We start from the raw sequence: 18,062 nt of genomic DNA on the forward strand, positions 1-18,062 counted from the left end.
AATAAAATAGTCAAAACAACTAAGTAGTCAATTGATGTAGAGACAAAAACTAATAAAGCGGATACTATTGTTTCCATTATTTCTCCTTTCAAAATATTTAATTTTTATAGACAATCAAAATTGATTGCACACACATTGTGCCATGGCAGTTGCCAATGGAGACATTTGAAGAAATAATTTCACAATTTTCCCACCTTTCTTTTAAGTATTATTTATAACTCTACTTAAATTATCAAATTTTGTCAAGTATGATAATAGATATCCACTCGAACTACGAAGATTGTATATACATAAGATTAGATAGAACAAAAATTATTTAACTAATATTGAATCATCTCATTCACTATTTTAAAAGCTGCGTAGTCTTTTAATAAAAAATTAGTCAGATAATTATCTAGTTCAAAAATCATAAACTTATTAATTTCAAGCTATTTCGAACCCTTAGACATCCATTCCCTTGGTCGTATCTTTCACCGAGAAGGGGACGCATTTGCTATTGTTTCACTTCACTTTGTTCGTGAAAGTAGGGTTAAGGCTTCAGTGGTCCGGGCTTAACCGCTCAGCTACGGCTTCGCCTTGCTTTGCGGAGCCCTCTCACATGGACGTTGCTATATTGATTGCTGCGGGACTAGTCCCTTGCAATCAATGCAACCGTCTCCACGTGCGTTGTCTTTTGATTGGGAACATAATTTTTTATCCTCGTCATTCTTGTAGGAACACAATTTATTAATGTCATTGTCTTTGGCATTTTTTCTTTTATCTTTAAAGTTATTAGAATCTTGACTATCTTTAACTCCTGTTTTGAAATAGAATGTTAAGTCATAAGGATGAACTGTTCCGTCTTTATCAATTCTACCCACTACGACTTTATCAACTATGCTTTCAAATACTGTTCTATTAAATTCCTCTATAATTTCTTTGTTTTCTAAGACCTTTTTAAATTGCTTTAGTCTTTCTTTAATAGAGTTTTCATCTTTGATAGTTAGCTCTAGTGTTTTCTTTTCATCAAGTAATTCTTCTTTTTGTTTTGTAAGTTTTTTATACTTTTTAGCATAAACTTCTTCGTCTATACTACCTTCTAAATGAAGATCAACTAACTTTCTTTCTTGACTAATGATTCTATTTAATTGACTTTCTACCTTTTTCAGATCCTTGACTAAAGTATTATCATTTATTTCTTCTTCAACAATTTTTAAAAAGTCATCTATAACTGTTGAATCTGCATGGCATAATTGCCTATAGCTTTCAACAAATGCTTTTTCTATTGCCGCTTCTTGTATTCCTTTTGAATGAGGGCAATATTTTTTACCTTTTTTAGTTGACCTTACACATTGCCAGTTAATTTTTTTATAAATTGAACTAGTGTGCCATGTTCTTCTTGAAAGTATTTCTCCACAAAATCCACATTCCAGCATACTTGAAAAAGCATATTGCCTTGATAGTTTTTCTCTTTTCCTATCCTTATTAGCAATGGTGTTTCTATTTTGTGCTCTCCTGAGTCTAATCTCCTGCGCCTTTTCAAAGTCTTCTTTTGATATAATTGGCTCGTGATGATTTTCAATGTGGTATTTATCAGATTCACCAAAGTTTGCTAGTCTTCTTTTTGTTATGGGATCAACTGTAAAAGTTTTTCCCATTAGTATATCGCCAATATACTTTTCATTTTTAATTATTCCTAACACTGTAGTATCAGACCATTTTGTTTTACCTCTAGGGGTGAGATATCCTTGTTCTTCTAGTTCCCTACCAATGACCGAACCACCATTGCCTTCTAAATATCTTTTAAAGATATATCTAACAATCTTAGCTTCTTCTTCATTTATAGAGATACTTTTTGTTATAGGGTCATAGTCGTATCCAAGGCAACCTTGAAAGCCAATAAGCTCCCCCTTTTCCATTTTCATTTTCAGTCCTTTTTTTACATGGGCTGAGGTATTTTCTACTTCTTGTTGAGCTACTGAACTTAATATTGTTAATAGTAACTCTCCATCCATTGTCAAAGTATCTATATTTTCTTCTTCAAATACTACACCAACATTGTTTTCCTTTAATAGTCTTACATATTTTAAGGTATCTAATGTATTTCTAGCAAATCTTGATATAGATTTAGTAATTATCATGTCTATATCTCCATTTTGGCAATCACTTATTAGTCTCATGAAATCTGCTCTTTTAGTAGCAGTTGTTCCTGTTGTTGCTTCATCTGCATATATACCAGCCAAAGTCCAGTTTTTATTATTTTTTATTAGATTTGTGTAATAATCAACTTGCGATTTATATGATTCAAGTTGGTCTTTACTATCAGTGCTAACTCGACAATATGCTGCAACTCGTTTTAAATCTAAATGTAGTGCATTTCTATTTCTAGCTCCTGTATTTGAAGCTTTTATTAATTTTACTTTAGTATTCATTTTACCTCCTTCCCATTTTGTATCTTTCTACAGTGTTATTATATCACAAAATTAACTACTTTCTATCTCTCTTCTTATAATCATTTTCTATTCTATTTTTTATTTTTGTATATTCCTTATCATTAATTAATTTAAGATCATAAAGTCTACATAACATAGCAACTCTCATACTATAAATGTTTATTGCTTGCATTTTAACCTCCTATGTAAGTTATTTTTTTACCTTGATAAGTGGATTAAATTTAAAAAATGCTAATCTCACATAATCAATTTCAAGAATATTCACACTTCAAAGTATTTTTATTTTTATAGAAAGATAACAAAAACCCCTCACCTTATATAGTGAAATTTGCCCTCTTTGGTAACCAGAATTTTTATTTTTCTATAGTATTTTTGAGTTTTAATGATTAATTTGAACATAAAAAAAGAGGACTTATGCTACTAGGCATAAATCCTCTAATCTAAATTTTCCTATTCAAAGAATTTAAATATTTCTTCCTATTAATTATTTAATTTCCATGATTCTGCCTTAGCCTTTGCATTTATAAGGTCAGAATAAAGTCCATTATTTTCAATCAATTTTTCATGATTTCCACGTTCTACTATTTCTCCATCTTTTAAGACTAAAATCTGATCTGCATTTCTAATGGTTTTTAGTCTGTGGGCAATCATAATGACTGTTTTATTTTTTGTTAATGTTTCTATTGCTTCTTTAAGTTTATCTTCATTTTCTGGGTCAATATTTGCTGTCGCCTCATCAAAAATAATTATGTCTGCATCTTTTAGCATAGCTCTTGCAATGGAAATTCTTTGTTTTTCTCCACCTGAAAGACTTGCTCCACCTTCTCCGATGATAGTGTTATATCCTTCTGGTAAAGCTTCTATAAATTCATGACATCTTGCTTTTTTTGCAGCTTGAACTACTTCTTCATGGCTTGCATTTTGTTTTCCAAATTTTATATTATTTTCAATTGTATCTTCAAATAGGTATACATCCTGAAAGACCATTGAAATAGAATTCATTAAGTTTTCTATCTTATAGTCTTCTATATTTTTTCCACCAATTAAAATCTCGCCAGAATTTACATCCCAAAATCTTGCAATAAGATTACAAAATGTTGTCTTACCAGATCCAGATGGTCCAACAATAGCAGTCATAGTATTTTCTTTTATCTCTGCTGATACATTTTTTAAAATTGGTCTATCATCATAGGAAAATGATACATTTTTAAAGACTATGTTGTGATTTTTTATTGGCTCTGTAATACTTCCTTCTTTCATATCTTCCATATCATTTACATAAGAATAAGAATCTATTGCATTCTCAACCATTCTTAGCATTGCAATAGCAGATCCAGATGTAATAAGTCCGTCAAATATTACAAAACTTGCTATAAGTATCATAATAGTATTGACTATTTGACCATTTTCAACAAAATATAATTTTATTGAAATAAACAACATCAAACAAATTGTTATAGCTATTATGATTTTAGCTAATAAACTATATGGCATTATAGTTTTTTCTAAATCAAAAGAATATTCACTAGCACTATCAAAGCTCTTGTCAAGTTTTTTATTATTACTTCCTCGTAGATTATATGATTTTATAATTTGCATTCCTTGCAATGTTGATAAGACTTCTTTGGTAAGTGATACCTGAATCTCATGAATCTTATCTGCATTTTTACTTGACCTTTTTTGCATACGAGCAATGATCATTAAAAATACAATAGAACCAACTATTGCTACAATACCTACCTTATAAGAAAACAAAAATAAGGATAAGATAAAAACAATAGCATTAAGCATGCCACCGAAAACCATAATACACAAAGTTGGAACCCAAGTCTCTACATTATCTAAGTTAGTAGTCGCAATAGTTGTTAAATTTCCTAAACTTAAACTTGAGAAGAATCCCATGGGAACTTTTTTTATTTTTTCACCTAATTCAATTCTCTTGTGTCCAGCCATAAAATATCCGGCATGTGTTTGTTTGAGCATAGAGGAATTTTTTGAAATAATTACTCCGACTATACTAATTAATAAAAATAAACTCGATATTCCTATTGTTTTAAAGCTTATATCATTGTTTACTATCCCAAAAATCGCATAATAAATGGCTGCAAATTGTAGAGCATTAAAAATAGAACCGAAAAAATTAGCAAAGATTGATTTTTTTAGATACACTTGTTCTTCAATAGAAAAATTCCATATTTTTTTAAAAACACTAAGCATTTTCTTCTCCTTTCAAGGCAGTTTCCCAAAGATTGTGATAATCTTTTGATTCCTTCAAAAGCTCTTCATGACTTCCTTTACATGCAAGTTCTCCATTTTTAATTACAAATATATTATCTACATCTGTTATTGTCTTTAAACGATGGGCAATTATAATTAGAGTTTTCCCTTTGACAAGCTCTGATATTGCATCTTGAATCAAGGCTTCATTTTCAGGATCTATATAAGAGGTAGCCTCGTCTAAAATAACTATTGGAGCATTCTTTATCATAGCTCTTGCAATTGATATTCTTTGCCTTTCTCCTCCAGACAAATGTTTACCAGCTTCTCCTACTCTTGTATCATATCCATCTGACAACTTCATTATAAAATCATGGCAGGCTGCTTTCTTACATACTTCAATTATTTCCTCATCACTAGCATTTTTATTTCCTATTCTGATGTTATCTTTAATTGACATATCAAAAAGAAAATTATCCTGTGCTACATAGGAAATAACAGTAGATAACTTTTCAAGGGACATATCTTTAATATTTACATTTCCTATACTTATAGAACCACTATCTACGTCCCAAAATCCTGAAATTAGTTTTGCAATAGTCGACTTTCCCGAACCCGATTCGCCTACTAAAGCATTCACACTTCCTTCTTCTATATTTATATTTATATTGTTTAGGACTTGCTTATCTTTTTCATAAGAAAAATCTACGTTTTTTATCTCTATATTATAATTTTTTATATCCAAATTTTCATTTTTATGAGATAATTCTCTCGCAGAAAGTATATTTTTAATCTCTTCGAAAATAGTTGACATTCTTCCAATATCATCTTCAAAAGTCATTACTCTCATAATATTTTGGATAGTCCCAAAAGAAAGGATTATCAATGTTAAAAATACACCACCATCTAGTGAACCATTCATACAGAAATATAAACCAAATGGTATAATTGTCAAAATACCAACTGGAGCAATAGACATACTTATCGCATAGTCTCTTGTATTTTCTCCCATCCAATCATAATAGTAATTTGCCTTTTTATACACATTGTCCCTGTATTTTCTATAAGATTTTTCGCCTTGATTAAATGTTTTAATAACCTCTATTCCATTTATATATTCAACCACGGAATTATTCATATCTTGGCCAATTTTAACTGCTTGTGGAAACTTTACCTTCATTCTTTTCATGGGCCCTGCCATAAAAAATCCACCAATAACTAATGGAATTAAAGATATTAAACTTAGTCTATAATCTAAAATTAACATGTAAACAAATAATATTATAGGTCCTACTAAATTAGCTGTCATCTCAGGTATCATATGAGCCAATGTTGTTTCAGTATTATCAACTTGATTTACAATTATGTCTTTTAACTTACCAGTGGACTCATTCAATATATCTCCTAATGGCATATTAAATAATTTTTCCATAAGGCTTTTTCTTATATCTCGTATTATTTGATAGGCTGTTTTATGAGAAATCATTGTTGACAAAAACATAAACACTTCTTTGATTATAAGACATGAAAGTATCAAGAAAATTTTATTTATATAGTAATAAAAATCTTGGCTACCATCAATTAATGATATAATCATCTTACTTAGAATAATATATATAAAAAGATTTGAAATTACTCCAAGTATTGCAAACAAGACAGAAATAAAATATGGTGCTTTATTTCTCTTAATGTATTTTTTTAATAGATCCATAAATTTAACTCCTTTCGTCATCTTTTTTCATAACATTTGTAAAATAAGTCTCTATCATTTCAGTTAGATATTTCTTATTTTTTACAAAATTCTCACGTGCATTCAAAATTTCGCAAGCCATCAATCCAGAATTCATAATATTAATCATAAATTCAAATGTTTCATCAGAAGGTAACTCGTTAAACAAAGTAGAAAACAATTCTTTAAATACTTGTATGGACTCTTTTTTTATTTTCACATATAGTTTTTTCAGATCATCATTTTCTTTTAACTCACATAAAAACATAACATAAAGCTTTACATAATCATTATCTGCAAGTATCTTGTCTATAATCATTCTTGAAAACAACTGTGGACTTAATATTAATCCTTCATCATAACTTGATTTTTGAACAATATCTTTTCTATTTAAATTACCTTCCATCATAATGTCGTATAAGATTTCATGCGTAGAACCATAATGATGATACAAGCCACCTCTAGAAAGCCCAGTAGCTTCCATAATGTCATTCATAACTGTATTTCTAAATCCCTTATCCAAAAAGACTTTAATAGCTGCTTGTCTAATCTGCTTTTTTCTTTCATCAGCTTCCATTTTCATTTCATAAATAACCTCCAAACCGACACTCTTGTCGGTATTATTGTATCAGAACTGATAATCATTGTCAATAGCTTCGCTTATACTTCTTTATTAATTTTTTTAAATGCGGTATAATTAATAAAACCTAATAAACGCTTAACGCTTATAACTTTAATAGCAAGCACAGTAAGTGTACGGACACTTACGAAAAAATTAATGGAGCAGCCCTTTACGGAATGCTCCATTTTTTTAATTTTTACCTTGTTAGGGAGAACCCTAAGACCCCGAAATATATTTTATAAAGGAGCATAAAATGGCAAATAGATTTAGAAATGAAAGAATAGAAATAAAACTAACTAAAGAAGAAAAGGAAATTTTCGAAAAGAAAATGAAACTTGCTAATTGTAAAACTATGTCCCGCTTTCTTAGAAAATGTGTATTAGAAAAAGAGATTTATGTAGTAGATTTAGAACCATTTAGAAACCTACAATGGCTACTTTCGAATGCAACAAATAATATAAATCAGATTGCAAAAGCTACTAATACAACTGGCATTATTTACAAAAATGAAATCGACTCAATGAATAAACAGATAGAAAAATTATCAAGAGAAATATGGCAGATCCATTCCCTACTTCTCAATAAATCAAGGGAAAGTTCTGGTGATTAGTATGACAATTACAAAAATACATCCAATAAAATCAACTCTAAATTTGGCAATAGATTATATTACCAAGAGTGAAAAAACTGATGAAAAAATCTTAGTATCTTCATTCAAATGTCATCCATCTACTGCCCATATTCAATTTATAAAAACTCGAGAAGCTAATGATACTAAAGGTACAGTTTTGGCTAGACATTTGATCCAATCTTTTCTACCAGGAGAGGTTGATCCTATAAAAGCTCACGAAATTGGAATGGAATTATGTAAGAAAATTTTAAAAGAAGATTATGAATTTGTTCTTGCAACTCATGTAGATAAAGGGCATATCCACAACCATATTATTTTTAATAATGTTAATTACAAGACTGGTAAATGCTACCAATCTAATAAAAAATCTTACCATAAAATTAGGTATCAAAGTGACGAATTATGTAAAGAAAATAAGCTTTCAGTCATTGATGAATATTATGAAGCTTACAAAAGAAAATATAAAACTGCTGGTAAATCTTGGTACGAATATGACCAAAACAAGAAAGGAAATTCTTGGAAGTCTAAACTTCAATTTAATATAGATAGAATGATTAATAAGTCTAAATCTTGGGAAGAATTTTTAGAAAATATGGAATCTCTTGATTATGAAATTAAGTTTGGTAAACACATTGCTTTTCGTCATAAAGATAAGAAAAGATTCACAAGAGCTAAGACTATCGGAGAAGATTATACTGAGGAAAAAATTAAAGAGAGAATAGATTTAGCTATCAAAAATAAAGCTAACCCTATTAAAAAGCGAGTAGGAAATGTTATTGATATATCTACTAATAAAAAAGCTCAATCCTCAAAAGGTTATGAAGCTTGGGCAAGAAAACACAATATCAAAACAATGGCTGACTCGATAATTAAGCTTAGAGAACAAGGAATTAACTCTATCACACAACTCGATGAGCTAATCAAAAAATCTGCCGATGATAGACAAGACTTGTTAAATAAAATAAAGAAGATTGAAACTGAAATGAAGAGTTTATCCCAAGATATGGAAAATATAAATACTATAAATAAGTATCGTGAAATATATAAATACCACAAGAAAAATCCTGAAGATAAACAATTTGCAGAAGAATATTATAGTGAACTTTCCGTCTATAAAATAGCTGCTCAAAACATACTAAAGAACTATAAAAAGCTACCCAACACAAAAGAAATACTATCAAACCTAGATAAATTGCAAGAAAAAAAGAACACCCTTATGCAAGAGTATTCTTTGAATAAAGAACAATTTTCTGACCTTGTTCAGTATAGGAAAAACTATGAAAATTATTATGGGAAGGAGGTGGAGAGGTAGCTTCTCTCCATCATCATTTATTACCAAGTTGATGGTTTATGTTCTATTCCATACTCAATTAAATCTTCAATATTATCTTTAATATCGCTATAAACATTTTTGCTTGATAAGTATACAGAATCAAAACATTTAACATATTTTGAAAGTTTTTCACCTTCTAATGTTAAATAATCAAAAGGATTGTTGCCCTTATCATCTTGCTCTCCCAATGCATTCTCCAACTTGTGGATATAAATTCCAACAATACCTTTGTTTAACTCGTACGCTTTTTTTATTTCATAATTTATCCATTTTCTATTTGCTGTTTCTTCTCCAATCAAGACAACTAAACATGAACGCTTGTTTAACTGTTCATCAATCCATTCTTTAATTTTGCTTTCAGTTTTTTCTTTTACTTCCTCCCAGTCATTATCTGAAAAGGTAGAACTACTGTCTACTTTCCCCATGTTGCGAACCTGTCCTGCCCTCCAATTATCATTGTCGTAATGAAAGCTAAAAAACACCTGTCTTTTTGCCATTTAAAACTCCTCCTTATTTAATATTTTAACTGCTTGCACTATGTTTTTAATAGACATATCTATATCGCCATCGCATTGTTTATTTGCCTGTTCAATTGCACTTATTATATTTTCATCTGAAATTTCTTGAGTTGTTTTATTATATATTTCTTTAGCTGCCCCACCAGTATGTTCAATAGGCAAACATACTAATCCATGCTTTTTACATAACTCAAATTCATCCATCACTCCATGTGCAATATCTTCTGTTTCTTTATTTCCAAAAATGAATATAGCGATACCACAATTTTCAATCATCTGCTCTCTATTTTCTATATATAGCTTATCTAAATCAATATCTAATGAACTATTTTGAGGAAAAGGCATAAGCGTTAAAAAATCATTTATTTTGGACTTATGAGCCAAACAATAATCTGCAACTCCATTTAATACAAATTCACCGACACCTTTACCATATCCATTCACAATATGATAACCATTTTTTGATAGTTCAAAAGATAGTTTATGAATAAAATTTTCTCCAATTTCCTGAGAATAAGTCGAATAGGAGTACGCACTACCCGATATAAATATTGTTTTCCTTCTAAATCTATCAACAAGAGTACTTAATATTTCAGTGATTTCATCATATTTATTTACTAAATATGTAAAAATACCATATCTATTTAGATCTTCAATTTGTAGCTCCTGTCTTGCTTTTTTGTATTCATAATCCTCATCGGTATCTTGGATCCTTTTCATAATACAATAATGTTTTCTTGTATTCTTTTCATCTAGCAATACCCTTAATCTTCCAATTACATAGTTAAAGTTTGGATCTTCAAAACTAAATCCTAAAAATAGAAATGTCTCGGTAAGCAAATCTCCCTCTAAAACTTCTCTGAATAACTTTCTTTTGTTATATCCAAATTCTTCATAATCACTTCTTGTAAGTACTGCATCTTCAGGAGTTTCTACATCTCCGTGTAGTTTATAAACGATTGCATCAAAATCATGATTTGTACCTCTTAATTGCTCATCTGTTGTTTTTACATAAGGCTTTTTCATATTATCTTCTAAAGCTTTTTCAATTAACTTATCATAATTAGTCGTCCAAAAAGTGGAAATCGGTAACTGTGATAATAGTTTATGATTATCAGTAGGTTTTAGTAATTGAGAAAATTGCACTTTGATCAAGTCATCTATTGATGTTCTCTTCTTTGAATTAGCATAATACTGAGCTAAGCTAACCAAATCATTTTCTTTTTCAACATTTAACCCAATTTATTTTGCAGGCTCTCTTAGAAGTTCTTTCCAACTACAAAATCCAGCAGGAATTGATAATCCTGCTCCAATAAAAGCTCCCAATTCATCACTTTTAATGGCTTTTTCAATTTCTCTAATCAAATCTTTTTTAGATACTTCACCTTTAATAATAAACACCTCCCCTTATTTTCTCGATCCTAAAAACTTATCTTCATTCATTTGAATTTTCCTTTATCCAATATAAATTAGCTTCCAGCAAATTTACAATATCTTCATCTGTTTCATAACATGTTAAATTTATCTTTTTTATAAGTTTACTATCAATAATTCTCTGAATTAGTGCCGCAGAAAGGATTCCAGAGCCAGCTCCTGGATCAAGAATAGATATTTCATCTCTTTTAATATTTAAGTCAATTAAAGATGCCATAAATTTTGCTGTTTCTTTACTCGTAAAAAACTGTCCTATTCTTTTTCGAGTTTCTTTAGATGCGATCTTAATATATTCATTTGTCTTATCTAAAACATAATCAATCATTTTCATCTTTAACTAACTCCATAATTTCGCAAAGATTACAATTTAATCCTTCACATATTCTTAACAATACGTCAGTTGTAATATTCTCCCCATTTTTCATTTTATAAAATGTACTTCTACTAATATTTGTTTTTTCCATTAATTCTGTGTTATTTAAATCTAGGTCAATCATTTTTTTAAATAGCTTTTTATAGCTGATTTTTAACATGACTATCTCTCCATTCATGAATTCTATATCAATTATATTATAGCATAAATCTTCACTTTTTTCATAATATTATTCACTTTTCTAAAACACAAATACAAAAAAATAAAGGCAGTCCGAAGACTGCCGATACTTATCTCTCATCTCTTTAATTATAGAAAGTAAATAAAGAATTTCCCTAAGATATGGAAAATATAAATACTGTAATAAGCATCGTGAAATGTATAAATACCATACGAAAAATCCTTAAGATAAATCTGTAATGAATACCAATGTTTCTGAATATCTTTTAATTTAAATAATCTTACAGTCCTATATACATGTTTAACAAACTCTATTTTACAATTCGAAAATCTCATCTGCAACTTCGTTCAAAAACTCAATGTCATGGGAAACAATAAAAATTATTTTATCTTTATTTCTATATTTTTTAATCAGTTCGGATATTTTTATCATATTAGCATAATCCATCCCACTAGTTGGCTCATCATAGTAAATAAAAGTAGAGTCTTTACACATTATGGACGCTATTGCAAGTCTTTGCTTTTGACCTCCTGACAAACTCATTGGATGCCTTTCAACAAATTCGTCCAGGCCCAAATCTTTTAAAATGATTTTCGCCTTTTCTTCATCAAAATTCTTTACACCTAGGCTAAGCTCTTTGAATACTTCATCTGTAAATAATTGATGATTTACGTCTTGCATAACAAGTGAAGATTTTTTCAGTCTTTCTTTCTTGGATAGTTTTTCTCCTTTAAAATAAATTTCTTCTTTTGATTTTTTCTCAAGACCTATTAAACATCTTAAAAGCGTTGACTTTCCTCGTCCATTGGATCCTATTATGCCATAAATTTTCCCAAGCTTAAATGAAATGTCCTTTACACTTAAACACTCATCATCAGTAAATTTATAGCTAAGATTTTTTATCTGATAATCTCCGCCTTCTTTTAAATAAGAAACTTCTAATTTGCTTAATTCTTTATCCCTTAAACTTAAAGCGTTCAATTCATTTTTATCAAACTTTAAAAATTCACTTCTTGTATAAGTTTTTTTAAGTTTGCCTTTATCTATCAAAAATACACGATCAACTATGTCCATCAAATAATAAATTCTATGCTCAGCTACAATTATGCTTATGCCTTTTTCTTTTAGTATTTTAAGCATTTGTGTCAAAACACTTATGCTTTTAATATCCAAATTTGATGAAGGCTCATCCATAACTATAATCTTTGTGCCTGCTATATAAGATGCGGCAATGCAAAGAATTTGTTTTTCACCGCCGGATAGATTAAATATATTTCTGTTCAAAAGATTTTTTATCGGAAATATCTCAAGCATATCACTTAAACGCTTGTCCATCTCTTCTCTTGCAAGTCCAATATTTTCTAAATAAAACAATAATTCTAATGTCGTATTAACATTAAAGAAATATGTCTTAGGATTTTGAAAAACAGTTGAGACAAGCATTGAGATTTGATAAAGCTCCAACTCTTTTATATTTTTACCATCAATAATTATTTCGCCCTTTGTTTTTGCGTTATCATACCTTACAGCTAGTCCGTTGATAGAATTTATTAAAGATGACTTACCGCTTCCGCTTTTTCCTGTAAATAGCACACACTCTCCCTCGGATATGGATAGTGATATATCGTCCAATATATGTTCTTTTCCATAATCAAGACTTAAATTTTTTATTTCTACCATATTAAGCCTCCCACAATAAGTCCAGCAACTACGAAAACATAAACAAAATCAATTAGCTGTATCTTTAAACTGATATATCTGGTCTTGGCAATTGGATTTTCTATCGCCTTTGTTTCTGCTGCTTTTGCAATGTCATCTGCAATGTTTGAAGATATAATTAGTAGTGGTACTGAAACATATTCAAGATATTTGATTGGGTTTTTAAAATTTATCCCCCTTACTCTCATAGCCATTTTGATGTTTTTCTTCTCCTCTTTAAAAGATGGGAAAAATCTAAACATAACTGCAATAGGTATGGAAAGATTTTTTGGAATTTTAAGCTTATCCATCGATGAAATTATTGCGCCTACATCAGAGGTCTTTATCATGAGGCTTGCTGCCATAAATGGCAATAAAAACATTCTAAAGACTATAGTTATACTTAAGAACATCTTGAGTATCGGGTTTAGTGTAGATAGAATCATAAAATTAGGTAAAGAATATAACACTATACATAAAATTATCCATTTAAAAAGTGTTTTTTTGTACCCATTCAAATAAAACAAAATACCAATAAGACAAACAATCGCTAGTTCAAAACGGATGTTTATGCTATGCGCAACAGTTAATCCTGTAAGAAATACTACTAATATCTTACTTATTGGATTGGGATTAAAGGGAGCATTTGAAGAAAAGGTAGGCATTATACAATGCCTGCTTTTTCAAAGTGTTTTTTCAATAGAGCCTTGCCTATATATGCTCCAATTATTCCTCCTAGAAAAGCACCTAAGGCTACTAAGGCCATGTGAGGATATGTTATTAGTTTTTCCATTGCATCAACATAATCTTTTCCCATCATTTCAATAGACATTTCCAAATATTTTTCTTTTGCTAAAAGCATTTGCATTAATGATCCACAAATCCACGTACAAAATACTGCATAAGAAAGCATATTATATTTAAATGAATTATAATTACCAATCTTTCTAATTAATTCTGCAACCATCATTACTATCAATGAAAATAATGGCAATACATAAGTATGTCCCATAGCAAACATCACAAGTGGTGATATCATGCCGAGAATAAATAGTGCCCATGGTTTTTGAACCTTAGTCATAAATAACATAACTACAGTCCCTGCGATTATTCCCAAAACTGTTGGGTATATTAAAAACAATATTGGGACCATACCCATCATACCAACACCAAACATCAAGGCGAAATAAATTACGGCAAAAACACCGATGCTTACTAAATCTTTTACTTTTAATTTTTTATTATCCATTTATTCCTCCTAATAAATAAATTCTTCTGCCATTTTTGTCTTTTCTATTAAATTTTTGTAAACTTTTGATTTTTGTAAAAGCTCTTCATGCTTACCTTCGCTTTCTACTTTTCCGTTTTCAAGAACCACTATCTTGTCAGCATTTTCTATGGATTTCATTCTGTGTGAAATGATAACAACAGTTTTATCTTTAACTAAATTATTTAAGGACTCTTGAATCTTTTTCTCGTTGTCAACGTCAAGGCTTGCTACTATCTCATCTAAAATCAATATCGGTGCATCTTTTAAGAAGGCTCTGGCTATTGATAATCTTTGTCTTTCTCCTCCTGATAGTTCAGCTCCGTTCTCACCAATAACTGTATCGAAACCCTTATCCATCTTTTCTATAAAATCTGTACAGTTTGCAAGTTTTGCTGCTCTTTTAACCTCTTCGTCACTTGCATCTTGCTTACCAAGTCTAATATTTTCCATAACGCTTTGATTAAAGAGAACCACATCTTGGAAAACTATTGAGACCTTATCAAAAAGAGATTCTGTTGATATTTCTTTTATATTTTTGCCATCGATTAGGATTTGTCCCTTGTCATAATCATAAAGTCTTGATATAAGTTTCAAGATAGTTGTTTTACCACATCCGCTTGCACCTACCAAAGCAGTAACCTCTCCCTGCTTAGCTTTAAAACTTACACCATTTAAAACTTTTGCGTCTTTATTGTAAGCAAACTCAACATCTTTTAGATCAATATCAAATTTTTTTAAGCTATAGTCATCGCCTTCTTGTAAATCTTGATTTTGAATTTCTTTTAATCTTTCAATTTTTGGCGTTAAATAAAATATTTCCATCAAGCCCGCTTTAGATGCATCTAAAGCGTCTTTTATCTTCATAGCAGCTAGTAAATATCCTATAAGGTAGAGAGAATTTATCTCTTTATTAATAATTAGATTTACGCCGACAAATATCACAACAGCAAGAGATATAAAGCTAAATATTGAAGATATAGACAAAGTTAAAATTGTAGTTACTTCGTACTTTAAGTGTACTCTCTCACTATCTTCCATTTTTTTATATAAATCATCTTTAATATCCTTCGATAAATTATATGCTTTAATCTCCATTTGCATTTCGATATTTTCTTGAAAGCTTTCTGAGTTTTTTCTTAAGACATCATAATGTCTATTCTGTCTATTAACCTGATATTTTTTAGATAAAGGTATAAATATAAAGCTTAAAATAGATGGAATAATTACAGCTAAACCCATCTTGACATTGCCCGCTAGCATCATTACAGACATTAATGGGAAAAACAGTACCATGCCGCCCACCTTTGGTATTGCGTGGCTCATTGCATGCTCTATGCCTGCAATATCAGCCATGATTGTTTGTGAAATGTCGGAAATGTCATGTTTAGAAAAGTAAGATAGAGGTAATTTTGATAAATTCTCCGCTGTCCTTATTCTTAAATCTGCACTTTCTTGATAGGTTGTGTTATATAATTTATCGTATTCGATAGAAAGCAAAATATACATTGCTATCAAAGTCAAAACTGAGAATACTATATAAAAGCCATTGCTTTTGCCCATATTTTCCAAAACTTCCTGAGCAAAAATCATAAGTAATATGGCAGGAAGCATGTTTATACAATAAACGAAAAATGTAGCCAGTGTTGCTTTACTTAAATTTCTTGCTCCTTTATCTGTAAGAGCAAATCTTTTTTTATAAAACTCTTTCATTTGAAACCCTCCATTCATTCGCACTGTTAAACATCTCTTGCAGGCTCTTATACCTTGTATCTTTTGACATTAATTCTTTGTCAGACCCTCTTTCTATAATTTTTCCACTATCCATAACAATAATTTCATCAAGGTCTTTAATTGTAGATAGTCTGTGTGCAATCATGATAACTGTTTTATCCTTCATAAGATTTTTGAAAGCTTTTTGCAATTCAAACTCGTTATCTGGGTCAATAGATGCTGATGCTTCATCCATAATAATAATTTTGGAATCCTTTAAAATTGCTCTAGCAATTGCAATTCTTTGTTTTTCTCCACCGGATAAATAAACACCTTTTGAGCCTATGATTGTATTTTCTCTTTCTGGGAATTTGTCTAATATTAAATCACATCCTGCTAATTTTAAGGCTCTCATAACGTCATCTTTCGTCGCATCTTTATTAGCTAAAGCAACATTATCATAAATGCTCTTCTTGAATAATTTTGAATCTTGAAAAACAAAGGAAACGGCTTTAATTAAGGCTTCATCAGAATATTCACTTATTGCTATCCCGCCTATCTTTATGCTTCCTTCATTAACATTGTAAAAACCTGATATAAGTTTTGCTACTGTTGATTTGCCTGATCCAGATGAACCGACAAGTGCGTAGGACTTTCCTTCTTCTAAATTAAAGGATAAATTTTCAATGACAGCTTTATCATTATAAGCAAAGCTTACATTGTCAAAGTCTATATTATAGTTTTTAAAATTATTGACATTACCATGCACTAATTTGTCTTTTTGCATATCTTCGTAAAGCGCCTCTAAAGTATCTACTGCATAATTCCCTTGAGAAATATACATGGAGTACCACATTATTCTCGTGAATGAAACAAAGAGAACTCCTGATAAAAATATAATCATGATAAGCTCAAGTAAAATCACCTTTGCGCTACCTAAGCTTGTCATAAAATAAACTATAGGAATAATTAAAATTGCAATCAGTCCAAAAAATAACCATTGATACAAAACATAAGGTTTTTTACAAGATAGGGAATAATCATAAGCATACTTTGAGTAATCTTTTATCGCCTTATAAAAGCTTTTAAAAGACTCTACATTTGCTTTAAATATTTTTACAACTTGCATTCCTCTCACGTACTCAACAGTTTCAGCACTTAGTTTAGATAGGGCCTCTTGGTATATCTTCATAAATTCTTGCTCGCCCATCATCGCCCCTAAAATTAAGCCGCCAATTATAGTAAGAGCAAGCAAAGTTATACCAACCCTTATACTTACTATAAAGCCAAGTACAAGGACAAGTACGGGTGTAACTATTGCCTGAGAGCTATCTGGAATCATGTGAGCTACAACCTGATGAGTTTGTGCTGCATTATCATCTATGATCTTTCTTATCTGACCAGAGGGATTTAAGTCAAAGAACCTAAAACTTGCTTTCTCTAAGCCATCAATCCCCCTCTTTCTTAAATTTGTTTCAAGCCTAAATCCCAATATATGTGAAAACAGTCCTGAGACAAAATAAAATATCGCTCCACTTGTTAGTGTAATAACAGATTTTAATGCTATGCTCTCTGCACCAGATAAATTTGAATTAATTATTAACTTATCTAGAAATTTGTAGATTAAATAATATCCATATACCGTAAGTAGAGCAGATATAGCAGAAAAAACTATAGCTAAAAAGCCAAGATATTTTTTATCCTGTACATAAGCAAATAGCTTTTTATAAATCTTCATAATCATATCTCCTTATATAATGTATTTAGGTTGTTAAAGGTAACCTATAATCCTTTATCGACTAAGTATTATTCAGGTTTGCTGTATAATATTGTTATTAGATAGAGTGTACTCGTTCCCTCCTTGAGATTTAATCTCGTAATTGAAAGAGTGAGTCCTCTAATCTTTTAACTGTT

At 30.0% G+C, this 18,062-nt stretch carries 17 protein-coding genes and 1 pseudogene; 2 read left to right on the forward strand and 16 right to left on the reverse strand.

Going from position 1 to position 18,062, the window contains the following annotated elements:
* The 6 genes and pseudogenes from HMPREF9709_RS10025 to HMPREF9709_RS09090 form a co-directional block, all read right to left on the reverse strand.
* A pseudogene (locus HMPREF9709_RS10025) lies at positions 1-77 on the reverse strand (cadmium resistance protein CadD); the annotation flags it as partial.
* A gap of 531 nt (positions 78-608) precedes the next feature.
* Complete coding sequence (locus tag HMPREF9709_RS09075) at positions 609-2,411, reverse strand: recombinase family protein (protein WP_005399326.1); 1,803 nt, start codon at positions 2,409-2,411, stop codon at positions 609-611.
* A gap of 55 nt (positions 2,412-2,466) precedes the next feature.
* On the reverse strand, positions 2,467-2,604 hold the full coding sequence (locus HMPREF9709_RS10100; protein ID WP_005399327.1) for a hypothetical protein: 138 nt from the start codon (positions 2,602-2,604) through the stop codon (positions 2,467-2,469).
* A gap of 308 nt (positions 2,605-2,912) precedes the next feature.
* On the reverse strand, positions 2,913-4,649 hold the full coding sequence (locus HMPREF9709_RS09080) for an ABC transporter ATP-binding protein (protein WP_005399328.1): 1,737 nt from the start codon (positions 4,647-4,649) through the stop codon (positions 2,913-2,915).
* Positions 4,642-6,360 carry an ABC transporter ATP-binding protein gene (locus tag HMPREF9709_RS09085; RefSeq protein ID WP_005399329.1) on the reverse strand — a complete coding sequence of 573 codons (1,719 nt, stop codon included), beginning with the start codon at positions 6,358-6,360 and terminating at the stop codon, positions 4,642-4,644. Before HMPREF9709_RS09085 ends, HMPREF9709_RS09080 begins: the two co-directional genes overlap by 8 nt.
* Before the next feature lie 4 nt (positions 6,361-6,364).
* Positions 6,365-6,961 (reverse strand): TetR/AcrR family transcriptional regulator, encoded by a 597-nt coding sequence (locus HMPREF9709_RS09090; RefSeq protein ID WP_005399330.1) that lies wholly within the window; start codon positions 6,959-6,961, stop codon positions 6,365-6,367.
* Positions 6,962-7,253: 292 nt separating this feature from the next.
* On the opposite strand from HMPREF9709_RS09090, the gene HMPREF9709_RS09095 reads away from it, so the two are divergent.
* Complete coding sequence (locus HMPREF9709_RS09095) at positions 7,254-7,610, forward strand: plasmid mobilization protein (RefSeq protein WP_005399331.1); 357 nt, start codon at positions 7,254-7,256, stop codon at positions 7,608-7,610.
* Position 7,611: 1 nt separating this feature from the next.
* Positions 7,612-8,943, forward strand: coding sequence for a relaxase/mobilization nuclease domain-containing protein (locus HMPREF9709_RS09100; protein ID WP_040464289.1), 1,332 nt, complete (start codon positions 7,612-7,614; stop codon positions 8,941-8,943).
* 20 nt (positions 8,944-8,963) lie between these two features.
* Here HMPREF9709_RS09100 and HMPREF9709_RS09105 read toward each other — a convergent pair whose 3' ends face one another.
* The 10 genes from HMPREF9709_RS09105 to HMPREF9709_RS09145 form a co-directional block, all read right to left on the reverse strand.
* A complete protein-coding gene (locus tag HMPREF9709_RS09105) occupies positions 8,964-9,461 on the reverse strand; it encodes a TIR domain-containing protein (RefSeq protein WP_005399333.1) in 498 nt (165 codons plus the stop codon).
* The gene (locus HMPREF9709_RS09110; protein ID WP_005399334.1) at positions 9,462-10,694 is read right to left on the reverse strand and encodes an SIR2 family protein; all 1,233 of its coding nucleotides are present in this window, start codon (positions 10,692-10,694) and stop codon (positions 9,462-9,464) included.
* Between the two features lie 30 nt (positions 10,695-10,724).
* Positions 10,725-10,883, reverse strand: coding sequence for a hypothetical protein (locus HMPREF9709_RS10275; protein WP_245527518.1), 159 nt, complete (start codon positions 10,881-10,883; stop codon positions 10,725-10,727).
* Between the two features lie 34 nt (positions 10,884-10,917).
* Positions 10,918-11,247, reverse strand: a complete 330-nt coding sequence (locus tag HMPREF9709_RS09115) for an N-6 DNA methylase (RefSeq protein ID WP_005399335.1) — start codon at positions 11,245-11,247, stop codon at positions 10,918-10,920.
* Positions 11,234-11,449, reverse strand: a complete 216-nt coding sequence (locus tag HMPREF9709_RS09120) for a helix-turn-helix domain-containing protein (RefSeq protein ID WP_005399336.1) — start codon at positions 11,447-11,449, stop codon at positions 11,234-11,236. The genes HMPREF9709_RS09115 and HMPREF9709_RS09120 overlap by 14 nt, the downstream gene beginning before the upstream one ends.
* Positions 11,450-11,785: 336 nt before the next feature.
* Entirely contained in the window at positions 11,786-13,150 is a 1,365-nt protein-coding gene (locus HMPREF9709_RS09125) for an ABC transporter ATP-binding protein (protein WP_005399337.1), read from the reverse strand.
* Complete coding sequence (locus HMPREF9709_RS09130; RefSeq protein ID WP_005399338.1) at positions 13,144-13,833, reverse strand: energy-coupling factor transporter transmembrane component T family protein; 690 nt, start codon at positions 13,831-13,833, stop codon at positions 13,144-13,146. The genes HMPREF9709_RS09125 and HMPREF9709_RS09130 overlap by 7 nt, the downstream gene beginning before the upstream one ends.
* Complete coding sequence (locus tag HMPREF9709_RS09135) at positions 13,833-14,417, reverse strand: MptD family putative ECF transporter S component (RefSeq protein ID WP_005399339.1); 585 nt, start codon at positions 14,415-14,417, stop codon at positions 13,833-13,835. The genes HMPREF9709_RS09130 and HMPREF9709_RS09135 overlap by 1 nt, the downstream gene beginning before the upstream one ends.
* Positions 14,418-14,426: 9 nt before the next feature.
* On the reverse strand, positions 14,427-16,148 hold the full coding sequence (locus tag HMPREF9709_RS09140; protein WP_005399340.1) for an ABC transporter ATP-binding protein: 1,722 nt from the start codon (positions 16,146-16,148) through the stop codon (positions 14,427-14,429).
* Positions 16,132-17,886, reverse strand: a complete 1,755-nt coding sequence (locus HMPREF9709_RS09145; RefSeq protein WP_005399341.1) for an ABC transporter ATP-binding protein — start codon at positions 17,884-17,886, stop codon at positions 16,132-16,134. Before HMPREF9709_RS09145 ends, HMPREF9709_RS09140 begins: the two co-directional genes overlap by 17 nt.
* Positions 17,887-18,062: the final 176 nt, after the last annotated feature.

Origin of the sequence: Helcococcus kunzii ATCC 51366 (genome assembly GCF_000245755.1) — a bacterium.
Classification (GTDB): Bacteria; Bacillota; Clostridia; order Tissierellales; family Peptoniphilaceae; genus Helcococcus; species Helcococcus kunzii.